General features: G+C 40.3%; 18 protein-coding genes and 1 pseudogene. 5 read left to right on the top strand and 14 right to left on the bottom strand.

The window, feature by feature from the left end; genetic code table 11:
• A pseudogene (locus QL998_RS09845) lies at nt 1-233 on the top strand (IS4 family transposase); the annotation flags it as partial.
• Between the two features lie 42 nt (nt 234-275).
• Here the strand turns inward: QL998_RS09845 and hemF are convergent.
• From hemF to QL998_RS09815, 6 genes are all read right to left on the bottom strand, one after another.
• Nucleotides 276-1,226, bottom strand: coding sequence for an oxygen-dependent coproporphyrinogen oxidase (gene hemF / locus QL998_RS09840; protein ID WP_024604781.1), 951 nt, complete (start codon nt 1,224-1,226; stop codon nt 276-278).
• Nucleotide 1,227: 1 nt separating this feature from the next.
• Entirely contained in the window at nt 1,228-1,791 is a 564-nt protein-coding gene (locus tag QL998_RS09835; RefSeq protein WP_004335153.1) for an L-threonylcarbamoyladenylate synthase, read from the bottom strand.
• Nucleotides 1,792-1,816: 25 nt separating this feature from the next.
• Nucleotides 1,817-2,392: a topoisomerase DNA-binding C4 zinc finger domain-containing protein gene (locus QL998_RS09830; RefSeq protein WP_004335155.1), complete on the bottom strand. Its 576-nt coding sequence runs from the start codon at nt 2,390-2,392 to the stop codon at nt 1,817-1,819.
• Between the two features lie 114 nt (nt 2,393-2,506).
• Nucleotides 2,507-2,980, bottom strand: coding sequence for a DUF494 family protein (locus QL998_RS09825; protein WP_004335158.1), 474 nt, complete (start codon nt 2,978-2,980; stop codon nt 2,507-2,509).
• Between the two features lies 1 nt (nt 2,981).
• Entirely contained in the window at nt 2,982-4,073 is a 1,092-nt protein-coding gene (gene dprA / locus QL998_RS09820; protein ID WP_004335159.1) for a DNA-processing protein DprA, read from the bottom strand.
• 31 nt (nt 4,074-4,104) lie between these two features.
• The gene (locus tag QL998_RS09815) at nt 4,105-5,223 is read right to left on the bottom strand and encodes a LysM peptidoglycan-binding domain-containing protein (protein WP_138489867.1); all 1,119 of its coding nucleotides are present in this window, start codon (nt 5,221-5,223) and stop codon (nt 4,105-4,107) included.
• A gap of 118 nt (nt 5,224-5,341) precedes the next feature.
• On the opposite strand from QL998_RS09815, the gene def reads away from it, so the two are divergent.
• The 4 genes from def (at nt 5,342) to trkA (ending at nt 9,574) form a co-directional block, all read left to right on the top strand.
• Nucleotides 5,342-5,845: a peptide deformylase gene (gene def / locus QL998_RS09810; protein WP_290192588.1), complete on the top strand. Its 504-nt coding sequence runs from the start codon at nt 5,342-5,344 to the stop codon at nt 5,843-5,845.
• Between the two features lie 24 nt (nt 5,846-5,869).
• Complete coding sequence (gene fmt, locus QL998_RS09805) at nt 5,870-6,823, top strand: methionyl-tRNA formyltransferase (RefSeq protein ID WP_290192587.1); 954 nt, start codon at nt 5,870-5,872, stop codon at nt 6,821-6,823.
• A complete protein-coding gene (gene rsmB, locus QL998_RS09800; protein ID WP_004335167.1) occupies nt 6,816-8,111 on the top strand; it encodes a 16S rRNA (cytosine(967)-C(5))-methyltransferase RsmB in 1,296 nt (431 codons plus the stop codon). The genes fmt and rsmB overlap by 8 nt, the downstream gene beginning before the upstream one ends.
• An 86-nt stretch (nt 8,112-8,197) precedes the next feature.
• Nucleotides 8,198-9,574: a Trk system potassium transporter TrkA gene (trkA, locus tag QL998_RS09795; RefSeq protein ID WP_154904167.1), complete on the top strand. Its 1,377-nt coding sequence runs from the start codon at nt 8,198-8,200 to the stop codon at nt 9,572-9,574.
• Between the two features lie 81 nt (nt 9,575-9,655).
• Here the strand turns inward: trkA and QL998_RS09790 are convergent, their stop codons facing one another.
• The 8 genes from QL998_RS09790 to pepQ all read right to left on the bottom strand — a co-directional run bounded on the left by QL998_RS09790 (nt 9,656) and on the right by pepQ (nt 15,518).
• The gene (locus tag QL998_RS09790) at nt 9,656-9,871 is read right to left on the bottom strand and encodes an EF-hand domain-containing protein (RefSeq protein ID WP_024597191.1); all 216 of its coding nucleotides are present in this window, start codon (nt 9,869-9,871) and stop codon (nt 9,656-9,658) included.
• Nucleotides 9,872-9,948: 77 nt separating this feature from the next.
• Nucleotides 9,949-10,161: a calmodulin gene (locus QL998_RS09785; RefSeq protein ID WP_024604777.1), complete on the bottom strand. Its 213-nt coding sequence runs from the start codon at nt 10,159-10,161 to the stop codon at nt 9,949-9,951.
• Between the two features lie 139 nt (nt 10,162-10,300).
• Complete coding sequence (locus QL998_RS09780; protein WP_024604776.1) at nt 10,301-10,513, bottom strand: EF-hand domain-containing protein; 213 nt, start codon at nt 10,511-10,513, stop codon at nt 10,301-10,303.
• Between the two features lie 63 nt (nt 10,514-10,576).
• Nucleotides 10,577-10,789: an EF-hand domain-containing protein gene (locus QL998_RS09775; RefSeq protein ID WP_182195774.1), complete on the bottom strand. Its 213-nt coding sequence runs from the start codon at nt 10,787-10,789 to the stop codon at nt 10,577-10,579.
• 450 nt (nt 10,790-11,239) lie between these two features.
• On the bottom strand, nt 11,240-11,902 hold the full coding sequence (locus tag QL998_RS09770) for a flagellar brake protein (RefSeq protein WP_290192586.1): 663 nt from the start codon (nt 11,900-11,902) through the stop codon (nt 11,240-11,242).
• A gap of 44 nt (nt 11,903-11,946) precedes the next feature.
• Nucleotides 11,947-13,398 carry a TrkH family potassium uptake protein gene (locus QL998_RS09765; RefSeq protein ID WP_004335179.1) on the bottom strand — a complete coding sequence of 484 codons (1,452 nt, stop codon included), beginning with the start codon at nt 13,396-13,398 and terminating at the stop codon, nt 11,947-11,949.
• A gap of 96 nt (nt 13,399-13,494) precedes the next feature.
• On the bottom strand, nt 13,495-14,109 hold the full coding sequence (locus QL998_RS09760; RefSeq protein ID WP_004335181.1) for a YigZ family protein: 615 nt from the start codon (nt 14,107-14,109) through the stop codon (nt 13,495-13,497).
• Between the two features lie 86 nt (nt 14,110-14,195).
• Nucleotides 14,196-15,518, bottom strand: coding sequence for a Xaa-Pro dipeptidase (gene pepQ / locus QL998_RS09755; RefSeq protein WP_290192585.1), 1,323 nt, complete (start codon nt 15,516-15,518; stop codon nt 14,196-14,198).
• Between the last annotated feature and the right edge of the window lie 57 nt (nt 15,519-15,575).

Genomic DNA, 15,575 nt, shown 5'->3' with positions numbered 1-15,575 from the left:
TGTTATCTCCCAAAGCATGGAAGTTATTGTGGTTAAAGAGAATAAAAACACCATTGCCTGAAACTGCTCCAAATATGTCATGGGCGTATCAGGAACTGGCAAAGTTAGGAGGCTGGAAAGATACCAAGCGCACAGGGCGTGCATCTGTGAAAGTGTTATGGAAAGGATGGCTTAAGTTACAAGCCATCCTGGAAGGCTACGATTTAGCAAAATCTCTTGAGTCAGACTTGTGATCAAGAGACAGCAATAAAGCCTTTTTGATTATTGTTTAATTTTTATAATTGCCACTCTCTGGCTATCAACTCACTTGGTTGACTCGTTAACCACTCTTGCGGGCGTAAGTAATACTGATATAGGTTAGCTTCTGGGCTACTTGGCTCTGGTTTATAGTTATATTCCCAGCGTGCAAGTGGTGGCATAGACATTAATATAGACTCAGTGCGCCCGCCACTTTGTAATCCAAATAAAGTGCCCCTATCCCATACTAAATTAAACTCAACGTAGCGCCCGCGACGATAAAGCTGAAAATCACGTTGTTGCTCTGTGTATTCGTCATTTTTGCGACGTTCAATAATAGGTAAATAGGCATCTAAAAATCCATTACCCACCGATTGCATAAACGCAAAGCTTTGCTCAAACCCTAGCTCATTCAAATCATCAAAAAATAGTCCACCCACGCCACGTGTTTCATCGCGGTGTTTAAGATAAAAATATTCATCGCACCAGGTTTTGTATTTTGGATAAATGTCGCTGCCAAAAGGCGCACAAATGTCGTGAGCAACTTGATGCCAATGTTGTACGTCTTCTAATACTGGATAAAAAGGAGTGAGATCAAACCCGCCACCAAACCACCATATTGGCTCTTCGCCTTCTTTTTCAGCTATAAAAAAGCGCACATTGGCATGACTTGTTGGTACATGAGGGTTTTTAGGATGAATAACTAACGACACACCACATGCATGAAAGCTGCGTCCTGCAAGCTCTGGTCTATGTGCTGTTGCAGAGCCTGGCATTGAAGCGCCAAATACGTGTGAGTAATTAACTCCGCCTTGCTCTATTACAGTGCCATTTGTGGTTACACGTGTACGACCACCACCACCTTCTGCTCGCTGCCAGTTATCTTCTATAAATTTAGCACTGCCATCTGCAGCCTCCAAACCTTGGCAAATAGTGTCTTGCAAAGCCATAAAGTAGGCTTTTACTTGATCTAATAATTCGCTTTGCATATTAACCTCTAAATATTTTGCCAGTCATGGCGTCTTTTATTGTGCTTGGTTGAGTATTACCACCTAACGGCTCGTCAACGTAAAAGCCAACTTGTTCTGCAAATTGCGCTTTGGCTTGCTCAATACTAATTACCGTTTCTTGGCCGGTTAAGTTTGCACTGGTTGATACTAATGGCTTACCAAACTCTTGGCATAAACGCTTTACTGTTGGATGGTTTGTTACTCTTACTGCAATGGTATCAAACTGCCCTGTGAGCCATTTAGGCGTATTTTTAGATGCAGGCATCACCCATGTAATTGCAGCAGGCCAACTCGAAAAAATATCAGCGCGTTTATCCATTGGTATTTTTGCATCATCTACGTATTTTAATAATTGTCCGTAGTTATCAGCGATTAAAATAAGCCCTTTTTCAACCGGGCGCTGCTTAATAGCTAATAGTGCTTCAACGGCTTGTTGATTATCTGGATCACAACCTAAACCATATACAGCTTCTGTTGGGTATAAAATAACTTCGCCTTGCGTTAAGCATGTTATTGCAGTGGGCGTATTTGAAAGGTCTGACAAAGTAGTCTCCAGATATAATTAAACGTTATTCAGTTGGGGTGAGCTTATGCATGCAGCTTTTTTGTGGGCATTGCAATAATATGCCGTTTGCCATATTTCTTTCTATGACGATAGGCCAGTCACATTCAGGACACGGATGTTCAACCGGTTTATTATTAAGCGTGTATTTACAGCTTGGATAACAATCACAAGAATAAAATACTTTACCAAACTTATTACTGCGCGCGACTAAATGACCTTTTTTGCATTTAGGGCAACTAGGCAAAGTATCTTCGCTTTGCTTTTCTTCATTTTCGTTAGCAATGTAATGACACTCTGGATAACCCGTACACCCAATAAACATACCATAGCGGCCATTTTTAACCACCAGCGGTTTGCTACACTCAGGACATGCTGAATCTTCTAATATTTTGATTTCGTTACTGTCGTGATGTGCCAGCGGCCTAATAAAGTCGCATTTGGGATAACTTGCGCATCCTAGAAAAGGGCCTGATTTACTATTGCGGATCACTAACTCTGAACCACACTGTGGGCATATCTCGTATTCTTTTTCGAGGGCGTGCTTGTTCGCCGAGAAAAGCGAATGGTCGATTTTACTCATGGTGATCCTAATAGGTTGGTGAATTTTCGCCTAATATACCCAAACCACTTAAAGATACAAGCAATGCCGTGCTTATCCTTTTAAGTAATTTGAGTACAATTAAGATAATTATCTCTAATGAAGAAGTTCGCTGGGTTCATCAAAAATCAAATCTTCCATTTGCTCATATGCCTCTTCAGAGCCAGGAACGTTAAACAAGATCATAAGTACAATCCACTTTAAGTCTTCTAGGCTTATAGTTGGTTTATCGAGAGAGGCTAAACAGTCCATTACCATTTCACGTGTTACATTGTTAATTACGCCTATTTGTTCAATAAACATTAAAAAGCCACGACACTCAGCGCTGAGCCTTTGGCATTCACTATCGGTAAATATACGCACAGCATCTTTAGGGTTAGCAATAAGATAAGGAGACTCATCGCTGTGTTGTAAATCGGCTAGTTGCTCTAACCAATCAAGAGCTTTAAATATCTCAGGCTTATTAAAGCCCGCACGCAGTAGCTCATCGGTTAACTCATTTTGCTCTGCAAATATATCCGCTTCGCTATGAATGTAATTTTCAAAAAGATACAAAAGAATATCAAACATATTACCTTCCTGCACTTAACTTGATGTAACCATCTAACACTCGCTCAATCTGATCGTCTAATTCTAAATCGAGCAACCTACTGAGTACTTTATCTATTGGCCACTGCGCACGACGCACAATGTCATCTACACTGGTTACTTCAAAGCCAATACTATTTAAAACCTCACATTGAGAATTGGCTTGAATCGGCTGCTCTTTATTACATACATTATTGTCGTAAGTAAAACTCACCTCATCAAGAATGTCAGCCACGTTTTCTACCAGCTTAGCACCTTGCTTTATTAAAAAGTGACTTGCCTGCGCTAACGGGTTTTTAATAGAACCCGGTACTGCAAATACCTCTTTATTTTGTTCAAGCGCATAGCGTACTGTAATTAACGAACCACTTTTAATTTCAGCCTCAACAATAAGTACTCCTAACGATAACCCAGAAATAATACGATTACGGCGCGGAAAGTTGTGCGCATGAGCAGCTGTGCCTGGTAAAAACTCACTCACCAGCAGGCCGTTTTCTAAAACTTGGTCTGTTAATAGTTTATGGCGTTTGGGGTAGTAAATATCAACCCCAGTACCAAGCACAGCTATGGTTTTACCTGTACCAGCAAGAGAACCTTTGTGTGCTGCACCATCTATTCCCCGCGCCATGCCTGAAGTAACTGTAATACCCGCCAAAGTTAACTCGTATGCAAATTCTGAGGCTATTTCAAGCCCGGTAGGTGTAGCATTACGGCTGCCAACAATTGCAATCTGTGGAGTTGATAATAACGAGACATCTCCCCTGCAAAAGAGTAATAAAGGCGCACTGGCAATCTGCCGGAGATCTTCTGGGTAAAGCGCATCAAAAATACAAACAACAGTAATGTTGTTCAGCGCTATTAATTGCTCATAATGACTGACTTGTTGCCAATTGGTGTTGAGTAAATTACTCGCTTGATTAGCGGTTAACCCAAGCTGTAAAAGCTTGTCATGAGATAAGTCGAATAACGACCCAAGGGAATAGTTTGTAGATAGTGCTAAAAGGGTTTTTATACCCAACCCTTTACACATATAAAAGGCAAGCCAGTGGGCTAGCTTGCCAGATGACTGATCCATGCTCTCTCCTAGAGCACCGACTCGCTACTTCTTAATGAATAACTGCAATATCTCCAATGCGAATTGGGTGCTGGTTTTTAGTTATTAATGCATAACTTACTTTGTCATACACTTTAAAGACAATTAGCTCACCAACTTTTTCTTTAGGCATGGTCCACGTTGTGTTTTGTTCGTCAGACTCATCACCAAATAATTGGCTCACATCAGATAAAAGCTTCTCATATTTACTAGAATCTTCTGGATAACGAGGGCCACGAGGACCATCGATAACCGTTGGTGATTGACGCTCTAGATCTAATACATGACCCGCTTCTATATTTTGTTCACTGCCTAAGTTTAGCACCACAACATCCATTGTGCTGAATTCTCTAACTTCGCGTGGTGAAGCAATAATATTACCTGTTACAGGTTCTAAAGGACGGTGTATATCAAAGTACGCAGGAAGCATTTGGCCTTCCATTGCCGGCATTAAAAAATCACCTTGCTGAATTTCTCGTTTAACAGACTCAACGCGTAATGACGAAGGCACGCCATTTTTCTCATCGCCCGCCCTAAAAGCACGTGCTATACCCACGTAAGATGCACGCGTTGCTAACACTTCACCGGTTAAGTCAGTGTAGGGGTCACCTTTATGGTAAATGGCATATGCTTTATGTACTTGTAAGTCGCCTTTAACATATAAAATATGGCCTAGCGTTTGTGTTTTAGTATTTTCGTTTGCACCTAAAATATAAGGTTTACCTTTAATATCGTCACTGTTCATTGCTTGCTCGTAACTGATATAAGGTTTGATCATTTCAAGCGGCAAAGTAGTAATAGCATCACGCCCTTTTGGTGTAATACGACCCTGAGGAGATAGCTTTCTATATCCTTTATTTATCACTAAACGTGGGTTTCCATCTGCATCGTATATCAACGCTAATGCATCACCGGGGTAAATTAGGTGTGGGTTGTCAATTTGTGGATTCATTTGCCAAAGTTCAGGCCATAGCCAAGGCTCATCTAAATAGATGCCAGAAATATCCCAAAGTGTATCGCCTTTTTTTACAACATACTGTTTTGGTGCGTCTTTTTTTATTTTAAGTACATCAGCAACTGCGGGAAACGCAGCGCTTAACGTAAGCATGATTGCAAGTAATGGAGATTTCATCGAGCTTCCTTGTATTGTTTTTTCATTATTATTGCCCAAAACCTGTTAAAGGTGAACGCGAATGGCTAAAATAAGAGCATACAATACCCTAAATTAAGCACAAGTGAAAAAGGTAACTATGGCTAGGTTAGAAGTTTTAAGATTTCCAGATGAACGTTTACGTACCGTAGCAAAAGATGTTGTACAAGTTGACGACACAGTGCGCCAAATTGTAAAAGACATGCTAGAGACAATGTACGATGAAAATGGCATTGGTCTTGCGGCCACGCAAGTAGATATTCATCAACGAATCGTTGTTATTGATGTATCAGAAGAGCGCAATGAGCCACTGGTATTAATTAATCCACAAATCATTAAAAAAGACGGCTCTACCGTTAGCGAAGAAGGCTGTTTATCAGTACCTAACTCGTATGCAAAAGTAGATCGCGCAGAAACAGTAACAGTCGCAGCACTTAACGAAAACGGTGAAGAATTTGTACTAGATGCAGATGAATTATTGGCTATTTGTATTCAGCATGAACTAGATCACCTTCAAGGTAAGCTGTTCATTGATTACTTATCTCCATTAAAGCGCCAACGTATTCGTAAAAAGCTTGAAAAAGAAGCCAAATTTGCAGATTAGTAATAAGTACCTTAGGAAAACTCAGTGACTCAACCATTACGCATTATATTTGCCGGTACGCCGGACTTTGCAGCACGTCATTTACAAGCGCTGATACAAAGCGAACACCAAATAGTGGGTGTATATAGCCAGCCAGACCGCCCTGCTGGTCGTGGTAAAAAATTAAAAGCCAGTGAAGTGAAAGAGCTAGCGCTTGAGCACAACTTACCGGTTTTTCAGCCACAGTCATTAAAAAATGATGAAGCACTAGCAGAGCTAACAAGCTTAAATGCCGATATTATGATTGTTGTAGCGTATGGCTTAATTTTACCTAAAGCTATATTAGAAGCCCCGCGTTTAGGTTGTTTAAATGTGCATGGTTCTATATTACCGCGCTGGCGCGGTGCTGCACCTATTCAACGCGCAATTTGGGCTGGTGATGAACAAACCGGCGTAACAATAATGCAAATGGATGAAGGGCTAGATACCGGCGATATGCTGCATATAAGTCGCTGCCCTATTAGCACGACAGAAACTAGCGCAAGCTTATACACAAAACTTGCTGAGCTAGGACCAGACGCATTAATTGAAACCATTAATAAATTAGCTAATGGTGAGATCACCCCTGAACCTCAAAACGATGAACTTGCTAACTACGCTAAAAAGCTTTCTAAAGAAGAAGCTGATATCGACTGGTCCATGAGTGCGCTTCAAATCGAGCGAAACATTCGCTCTTTTAACCCGTGGCCAATGTGCTTTACCCAAATGGGTGGGCAAACAGTAAAGATTCATCAAGCGCAGGTTGTGCTGCAATCAGGTGATCCTGGGCAAATTTTATCAAGCGACAAAAATGGCGTAGTAGTGGCGTGTGGCGAACACGCTTTATGTATTACGCAATTACAGCCGCAAGGTAAAAAACCAATGGCAATTAACGACTTTTTAAATGGTCGTAGTGACTGGGTTACTCCTGGCACAATATTAGGCGAAAACAATGAGTAATGTTCCAAACGTACGAGCGCTTGCCGCTGAAACTTTATATAACGTAGTTGATAAAGGCGCATCGCTTAATCAAGAACTTCCATTTGCAAGCCAAGGCTTGCCGCCTAAAGATAAAGCGTTGCTACAGCAAATTTGTTATGGCGTTTTACGCTACTTACCGAGCCTTGAAAATTACTGCCAACACTTAGTAGAGCAGCCATTAAAAGGTAAACGTAGAATATTTCAGTTTTTATTATACGTAGGTATTTATCAACTGCAGCATATGCGCGTACCACCTCATGCTGCCATTTCAGAAACGGTTAACGCACTGGCTCAACTACGCGCTTTAGGATTAAAAGGGCTGATAAACGCCATTTTACGTAGCTTTCAGCGTCAACAAGCTGAGCTTGAAGAAAAAGCGAAGCTTATTCCGGTATGTTTATACAACCATCCAAATTGGTTTATTAAACAGGTGCAAACAGCCTACCCAGATAGCTGGGAAGCACTACTTGAAGAAAACCAGCAACAAGCGCCAATGTGGCTTCGTGTCAATCAAGCCCAATTTAGCACGCAAGAATACAGCGACATGCTTAGCGCTAACGATATTGAACACACCTTAAACCCTGATTTTATTGATGGGATTAAGCTTGCCAAACCACGTGATGTATTTTCGTTACCTGAGTTTGATACAGGTGCATGTTCAGTACAAGATGCTGCCGCACAACTTGCAGCTCGCTTTTTAGAACCTAAAGCAGACGACTATATTTTGGATGCCTGCGCAGCCCCTGGCGGTAAAACATGTCATATTTTAGAGCTTGCTGATGCTGATGTACTTGCACTAGATAGCGACTCAACTCGCCTTGAACGTGTTAAGCAAAACTTAACTCGTATTGGCTTAGGTGCAGACCTACAATGTGGCGATGCATCGCAACCACATACCTGGTGGGATGAAAAATTATTTGATCGTATTTTACTTGATGTGCCTTGTTCGGCCACTGGCGTAATTCGCCGTCACCCTGACATAAAATGGTTACGTCGCGCATCAGATATCGAAGACTTAGCCAAGTTACAAAGCGATATTCTTGATAGCATTTGGCCACTGTTAAAACCAGGTGGCACATTGGTATATGCTACGTGTTCGGTTCTTCCACAAGAAAACCAACAGCAAGTTGCTAAGTTTTTAGCTAATAACGATGATGTAGAACATATACCTCTACACGAAAACGATACCGTAACAACGCCAGGTTTGCAGTTACTGCCCGGTGAAAGTGATGGATTTTATTACGCTAAGCTAGTTAAAAAAGCCTAATAGCCGTACACTAAATAGTTAGCCATTTATGAAACATTAAATGGCTATTTTTTTAATTAAATTATGATCAATACCACGGGTAAATAATGAAAATAATTATACTCGGTGCCGGGCAAGTTGGTGCTACGCTTGCTGAAAACTTAGTTGGCGAACAAAACGAAATTACCGTTGTTGATATAGACGGTAACCGATTACGTGAACTTCAAGATAAGTACGACTTACAAGGGGTTATGGGCCACAGCGCGCATCCTGATGTATTACGCCGCGCAGGTGCTGAAGATGCCGATATGATTATAGCGGTAACCAGTTCAGATGAAGTGAACATGGTTGCATGCCAAGTGGCATACAGTATTTTTAAAACGCCTACTAAAATTGCTCGTATTCGCTCAGAGCAATACTTAAAATACCGCGAAAAACTTTTTCAAAACGATGATTTACCAATCGATCATTACATTGCTCCCGAAGCACTGGTCACTAAGTATATTCGCCGTTTAATTGACTACCCTGGTGCTCTGCAAGTATTGCAGTTTGCTGATGGCATGCTCTCGTTAGTAGCCGTAAAAGCTTACTATGGCGGTTTACTTGTAGGTTATGCGTTATCTGCACTTAAAGAACATATTCCTAATGTAGAAACCCGTGTTGCCGCTATTTATCGTCAAGGTAAAGCAATAAAACCATTGGGTACCACCGTTATTGAAGCCGATGACGAAGTATTCTTTATTGCCGCTACAAAACATATACGCGCAGTAATGAACGAGCTACAAAAACTTGAGCGTTCGTACAAAAAAATTATGATAGCTGGTGGCGGTAACATTGGGGCAGGCCTTGCCCGCTCACTTGAAAAAAACCACACCGTTAAACTAATTGAACGCAGTAAAGAACGTGCTGAGCAACTCTCAGAAATGCTCGATAACACGGTCGTTTTTTGTGGTGACGCATCTGATCAAGAACTGCTCTCAGAAGAGCATATTGAACAAGTAGATGTGTTTATTGCCGTAACCAACGACGATGAAGCAAACATTATGTCAGCCATGCTTGCAAAACGTATGGGCGCACAAAAAACCATGGTGCTTATCCAGCGTGGTGCTTACGTTGATTTGGTACAAGGCGGCGAAATAGATATTGCCATATCGCCGCAGCAAGCCACTATATCGGCATTGCTTACTCATGTACGCCGTGGTGATATTGTTAATGTGTACTCATTACGCAAAGGTGCAGCAGAAGCAATTGAAGCGGTTGCTCATGGTGATGAAAGCACATCTAAAGTTGTTGGTCGTGCTATTGCCGACATTAAACTCCCTGCTGGTACTACTATTGGCGCAATAGTACGTAACGACGATGTACTGATAGCCCACGATGATACAATTATTATGTCGGGCGATCATGTCATTATGTTTCTAATCGACAAGAAACACATTACCGTTGTAGAAAAGCTATTCCAAGTAAGTGCTATATTCCTTTAACTAGTTACGCTAACTAGTTAATTTAAAATACAAAAAAGCCGCTGACTAAGGCGGCTTTAGTGGAGTATCTTCGAATATTGATTACTGTACCTTTGAAAACTCTTCTTTAGAGATTTCACCATTTCCATCAGTATCTAAATCATCAAAAATCTTTACAAGCTGAGGGTTAACCTTTGCTTCTTCCATTGTAATCGCACCGTCGCCATCTGCATCAAAAGAGGCAAAGTCCACTGCTGCATATGCTGCTGATGAAGATGCTAAAACGATAACTGCAAGTGTTGTATTGAATGTTTTCATAATAATATTCCTAGTAATATGGGAAGTCCTTTTCAAAGATCCCTGACTGTGAAAAATGTTTAACCTAAATAGGTTAATTAGTAATTAGCAAACTCTTCTTTAGAAAGCTCGCCGCTACCGTCGGTATCTAGCTCAATAAACTCGGCCATTAAATCTGTATCAACTGCCGCTTCACTTGGGCTAATTGTGCCGCTACCATCAATATCAAGGCTGTCAAAACCTGATGCTGCAAATGCAGCAGAAGAAGACGCTAGTGCTATAAGTGCTAATGCTTTATTTAAATTTTTCATAACTTAATCCTTCAATGTTCTATCAAAAAAATTGCTTCGTTTAACTTAAAACGTAATTTTTCACTTCCTTGTTATCCTCTTTCGTAAGCTCCCTTGCCTACTTAGGTTGTCTTTGGCAACTCAGGATAAATACTTTAAATTAAGCTTCTGAAAATTCTTCTTTTGATAACTCACCATTTTGGTCAGTATCAAGTTCTGAGAACATACTCATTAGCTTTGCATCTACTGATGCTTCTGCTTGGCTAATTGTGCCACTGCCATCCACATCTAATGTATCGAAATCTGTTGCTGCAAACGCGGCTGAAGAAGATGCTAGTGCCACAAGTGCTAATGCTTTATTTAATGTTTTCATAACGTGTATCCTTCAATTTTTTGAGTAATGTGGGGCTCTTAGTAGCGCCCCAGAGTTTTAAGCTTATACTTGTGAAAACTCTTCTTTAGATAGTTCGCCGTCTTGGTCTGTATCAAGTTCAGAGAACATGCTCATTAATTTTGAGTCTACTGATGCTTCTGCTTGGCTAATTGTGCCACTGCCATCCACATCAAGTGTGTCAAAGTCTGTTGCAGCAAAAGCGGCTGAAGAAGATGCAATAGCGATAAGTGCTAAAGTTTTATTAATGCTTTTCATAATATGTATCCTTCAAATTTATGTGTGCGATTAAGTATTTCACTTTGAATCACGATTTCGTTCAGTACACCTAGGGTATAACAAATTAGATGCCAACATTTAAAAGCTATTAAATTTCAGATAGTTAAATGTAAAACTCATAAAAAGAAGGGATTTTTAAAGTAATTACTGTTGCCTTTTAGCAACGCACTTCAGAGTGGATACATTAAAACTATTAAAAACATATAGTTATGTTTAGATAAAAAGATACATTTTTAAATGTATGGAAATTAAAGAAGGGGATTTATAGAATAATTCAGATAAATTTTAACGAGGTAGATTTAATAACACAAAAAATAATACGTAATGCACTGTTTTATTTAAATAATATATTTAATTATATAAAAACAAAAAATACTTTATAAATACTCACGTAAAACGCCATTTTGTTGCAAATAAGCGAAAAACGATTTATTCAACGGTGGGCTCAAGCGCAGATGGGTCTATAAAATGCTCTTTCATAAAGGTTTTCATTTCATCCTCGCTTGCTAGTAGCTTAATTCCACAACGCACGCCTGCGACATGTTCCTTAGCACTGCAAATTTCGCCTTCAAAACTTTTATCGCTGCTATTGAGTATTACTGTGCATTGCATATCTTTAATATTTTCATCTTGCTGATCACCTCTAATATCAAACATTACTCCTGTTAGCGAAATGTCTTTAATGAGGCCTTCAAGTATTCTGTCGTCACTTAGCTTTAGCTTTGCAGGTAATAAGGTAGGTATACGCGTTTGCGAGCGCAGTGCAAATAACTGCACCTGCTTAGGATAGTTAATAAATATAAGCTTAGCAGGGTGAGACGCAACCGACATTATTTGTTGGCGAAACGCTATAACTTGCCCACCACTACCTTCAATTAATGCTCTAAAAACAACCATTACACCATCACGTAAATAGTCACTACTAGCAGGTAAACGTCTAGAGTTTGGGTAATTTAAAATAATAAATTTATTTTCAAGCAAACCAACAAACTCGGTTTTTACACGTTTACTGTCGGTTGGGGTTAATATTTCTAAATCGACCAAACCACTTGTAGTTAGTTGATGTAATTTGTCTAGATTTGAAGTTGGCATATCCCTTTCCCACTAACTTGTATATTAAAATTTAAACGACTCGTTTAACCACGCCAAAATGTAGGCGTAAATAGCACTAATAAGGTAAATATTTCTAGGCGACCAAACACCATTGCAATGGTCAGTAACCATTTAGCCCCATCGGTTATAGCACCATAATGCGATGCTACATCTCCTAAACCTGGGCCTAAGTTATTTAAACAAGCAGCAGTGGCTGAGAACGCAGTTATGTTATCCATACCCGTGCCCATAAGCGCTAACATAATAATAATAAATACCAGCGCATAAGCAGAGAAAAAACCCCACACAGCTTCTACTACTTTATCTGGCAACGCCTTACGACCCAGCTTGATTGAATATATAGCACGAGGATGCACTAAACGATTGAGCTCACGCACACCCTGTAAATAAAGTAAGAACACGCGCACTACTTTCATGCCACCACCGGTAGAGCCTGCACAGCCACCAATAAAGCTCGAAAATATAAGTAAAATAGGTAAAAACAATGGCCATGTTGAAAAGTTATCCGTAGCAAAGCCTGCTGTTGTACTCATTGAAACAGCTTGAAATAACGCCTGATCGAGGGTTTCATCGCCATTAGCAAATATTTCGTTAGAGGAAAGTACAGTAAAACAAATAACCACCAGGGCTAATTGAATACACAAAAACACCTTAAACTCTGGGTCTCTGATATAAACTTGTATATTACGACTGGCCACTGCGGCGTAATGCAGGGAGAAGTTAACAGCGGCAATAATTAAAAAGAACACACAAATAAAGTTAATTACAGGGCTGTCAAAGTGACCCATGGAGGCGTCGTAAGTAGAAAAACCACCTATCGCCACCGTTGAGAATGCATGACATATCGCATCAAACCACTCCATCCCTGCAGCCCAATAAGCCAGCATACAAGTAATAGTCAACGACACATAAATATACCAAAGGTGCTTTGCAGTATCGGCAATTCGCGGGGTCATTTTAGAATCTTTTACAGGCCCAGGTATTTCAGCGCGGTACAACTGCATACCACCAACACCTAGCATTGGGAGTATAGCAACAGCGAGTACGATTATACCCATACCGCCAAACCACTGGAGTTGCTGGCGATAAAACAATACCGACTTGGGTAAATACTCAATACCGGTAAGTACTGTAGCGCCGGTGGTTGTTAAGCCAGAAAATGCTTCAAATACCGCATCGGCGAGCGATAAATTAGGTTCTTGTAAAAAGATAAGCGGCAAGGACGCAAACGCCCCAAGTACCAGCCAAAACAAAACAACAATTAAAAAGCCTTCACGTGCTTTTAAATCACCGTTTTCATGGCGGTTTGGGTAATAAGCCATCATGCCAATAACAACACTAAAAATAAATGCTAAAACAAAGGGAACACCACCACCGTCTTTGTATATTAAAGACACCAGTGCCGGAGGCACCATGGTAATACTAAACAGCGCAACAAGTTGGCCAAGAATTTTTATGATGGTACGAAATTGCATTTAGCTTGTCGCTTTTATTATTAGTAAATTCAGGCTGAGTAGTATCAACCAAATTAAATAGGGTCAGTATGCATTATATGCAATTTGTGTAGGTTATTACTCTTTAATAGTTAACTCAACTGCGCCGTGACTTAAATCAAAAATATCTTTGATTGCTTGCTGAGCTTCACGGCTATCGATTGTAATCACCCACTCAATATTAGCAGTAAATTGCTTATCAATATTAAGCACTTGATACTTTGTTTTTAATAACTGCTCAATCGCGCCTTGCATGCTGTACTCGCTACTCCCAGTAATTTCAACGCTGGGAACTTTAAGCACCGTTTGCAATTTTACTAATGCATTATTTAATGAGCCACCATAAGCACGTACTAGCCCGCCGGTGCCTAATTTTATGCCGCCAAAATAACGTGTCACCACGGCAGTGATTTCGCCAAGGCCCGAACCCACCAGCACATTTAACATAGGCTTTCCTGCAGTGCCATTTGGTTCACCATCGTCCGAAAAACCATAAACATGGCTGCCACCGGGGTTGCCTGCCACATGTGCCCAGCAGTTATGGCGTGCATCGCTATACTTTTCTTCAATGCTTTTAATAAATGTTTTTGCTGAATTTAAATCGGGGGTGTGTGCAATGTGGACTATAAACGTACTTTTTTTTATTTCTTCTTGATGAAAAACGTCAGCAGCAGGATATTTATATTCAGACATATTAAAAGCTCAATTAAAAATGGGGCCTAAAGGCCCCGTTCATATGCATATTTTAACGTTTATTCGCTAACTCGTCTTTATAGAAATTAATCGAGTTCTAAATTACGCGTCATATTCTCTAGGCTATCTTCGTGAACAATAATGTTATCTTCAATACGAATGCCGCCAAATGGTTTAAATGACTCGACCTTTTCCCAGTTAATAAACTGCTTATTATCGGTTTGCGCTAAATCACCAAGCAGTGAATCAATAAAGTATAAACCAGGCTCAATAGTAAACACTTGGTTTTTTTCGATCAGGCGAGTACAACGCAAGAACGGATGCCCTTCAGGCGATGGTTGATGTGCGCCCTTTTCGTCACTCATAAAACCGCCCATATCATGCACTTGTAAACCTAGGTGATGTCCTAGTCCATGCGGGAAGAAAGTAGATGTAATTTTACGCTCAACAATTTCCTCCGCGGGTAGGTTAACAATTTTAAAGTCACTGAGTATTTGTGCGATACGGTTATGGCATTCAACGTGTAAATCACCATAAAGCATACCCGGCTTTAAACCTTTACCTAACTCGATTTGTTGAACTGTCATCGCTTGTACAAGCTCAGCAAACTCACCCTGCTTTTTAAAATCATACGTACGAGTAATATCAGCAGCGTAACCATTAAAGTTTGCACCGGCATCAATTAAAAATGAGTTGTGGGTGTGTGGCACTTTTGGATCAAAGTGCGTGTAGTGCAAAATAGCGCAGTTTTCGTTAAGCGCAACAATGTTGCCGTACGGCATTTCATTTTCGCTTTGACGTGTCGCCATTAAGTACGCTTGCTGAATATCAAACTCGCTACCACCATTAAAGAATGTATCGCGTGCAGCTTTATGCCCATCTACTGCAATGCGGTTAGCGTTGCGTAAACATTCAAGTTCGTACTGCGTTTTATAAGCGCGGTGGTAATGAAAATAGTTAAGTACAGGCTCAGGGTTCATAATACTAAAACCAAGAGCTTGCGCTACTTCAATGTATTCACCCATGTAAGCGTATTTAGCTTTGTCGTATGGTAATAGCTTTTCTACTTGATCAGGCTGAAGTAGTAGCTCTATATCAAAGTACTCGGCCCAAAAATCACGAGGCTCGTCTGGCACTTTATGCCAAAAATCTACTGGGCGATAAAATATGAGTTTTGGCTTGTCGTTACCATTTACCACAATCCAGCAATGAGGATTGTCAATAACCGGTAACCACGCTTTAAACTGTGGATTAACTTTAAATGGATAATACATATCATCTAAAAACTGGCGCTTAGCTTGGCCTGAATGAATTACTAATCCTTCTAACCCTTCGCTATTACAAATTGTACGAGTACGCTGTTGCAGTGTTGCAATATGTTCGGCGTATAAAACGGCTAATTTATCCATTGTTAATCCATCTGTTAAATTTAACTTGCTATGAGTCTATCACTTATACCAATTGCA

The organism is Pseudoalteromonas sp. APC 3691 (assembly GCF_030408135.1).
GTDB lineage: Bacteria > Pseudomonadota > Gammaproteobacteria > Enterobacterales > Alteromonadaceae > Pseudoalteromonas.
Note: the sequence above shows the minus strand (reverse complement) of the source record. Positions and strands in the feature narration are given on the sequence as shown.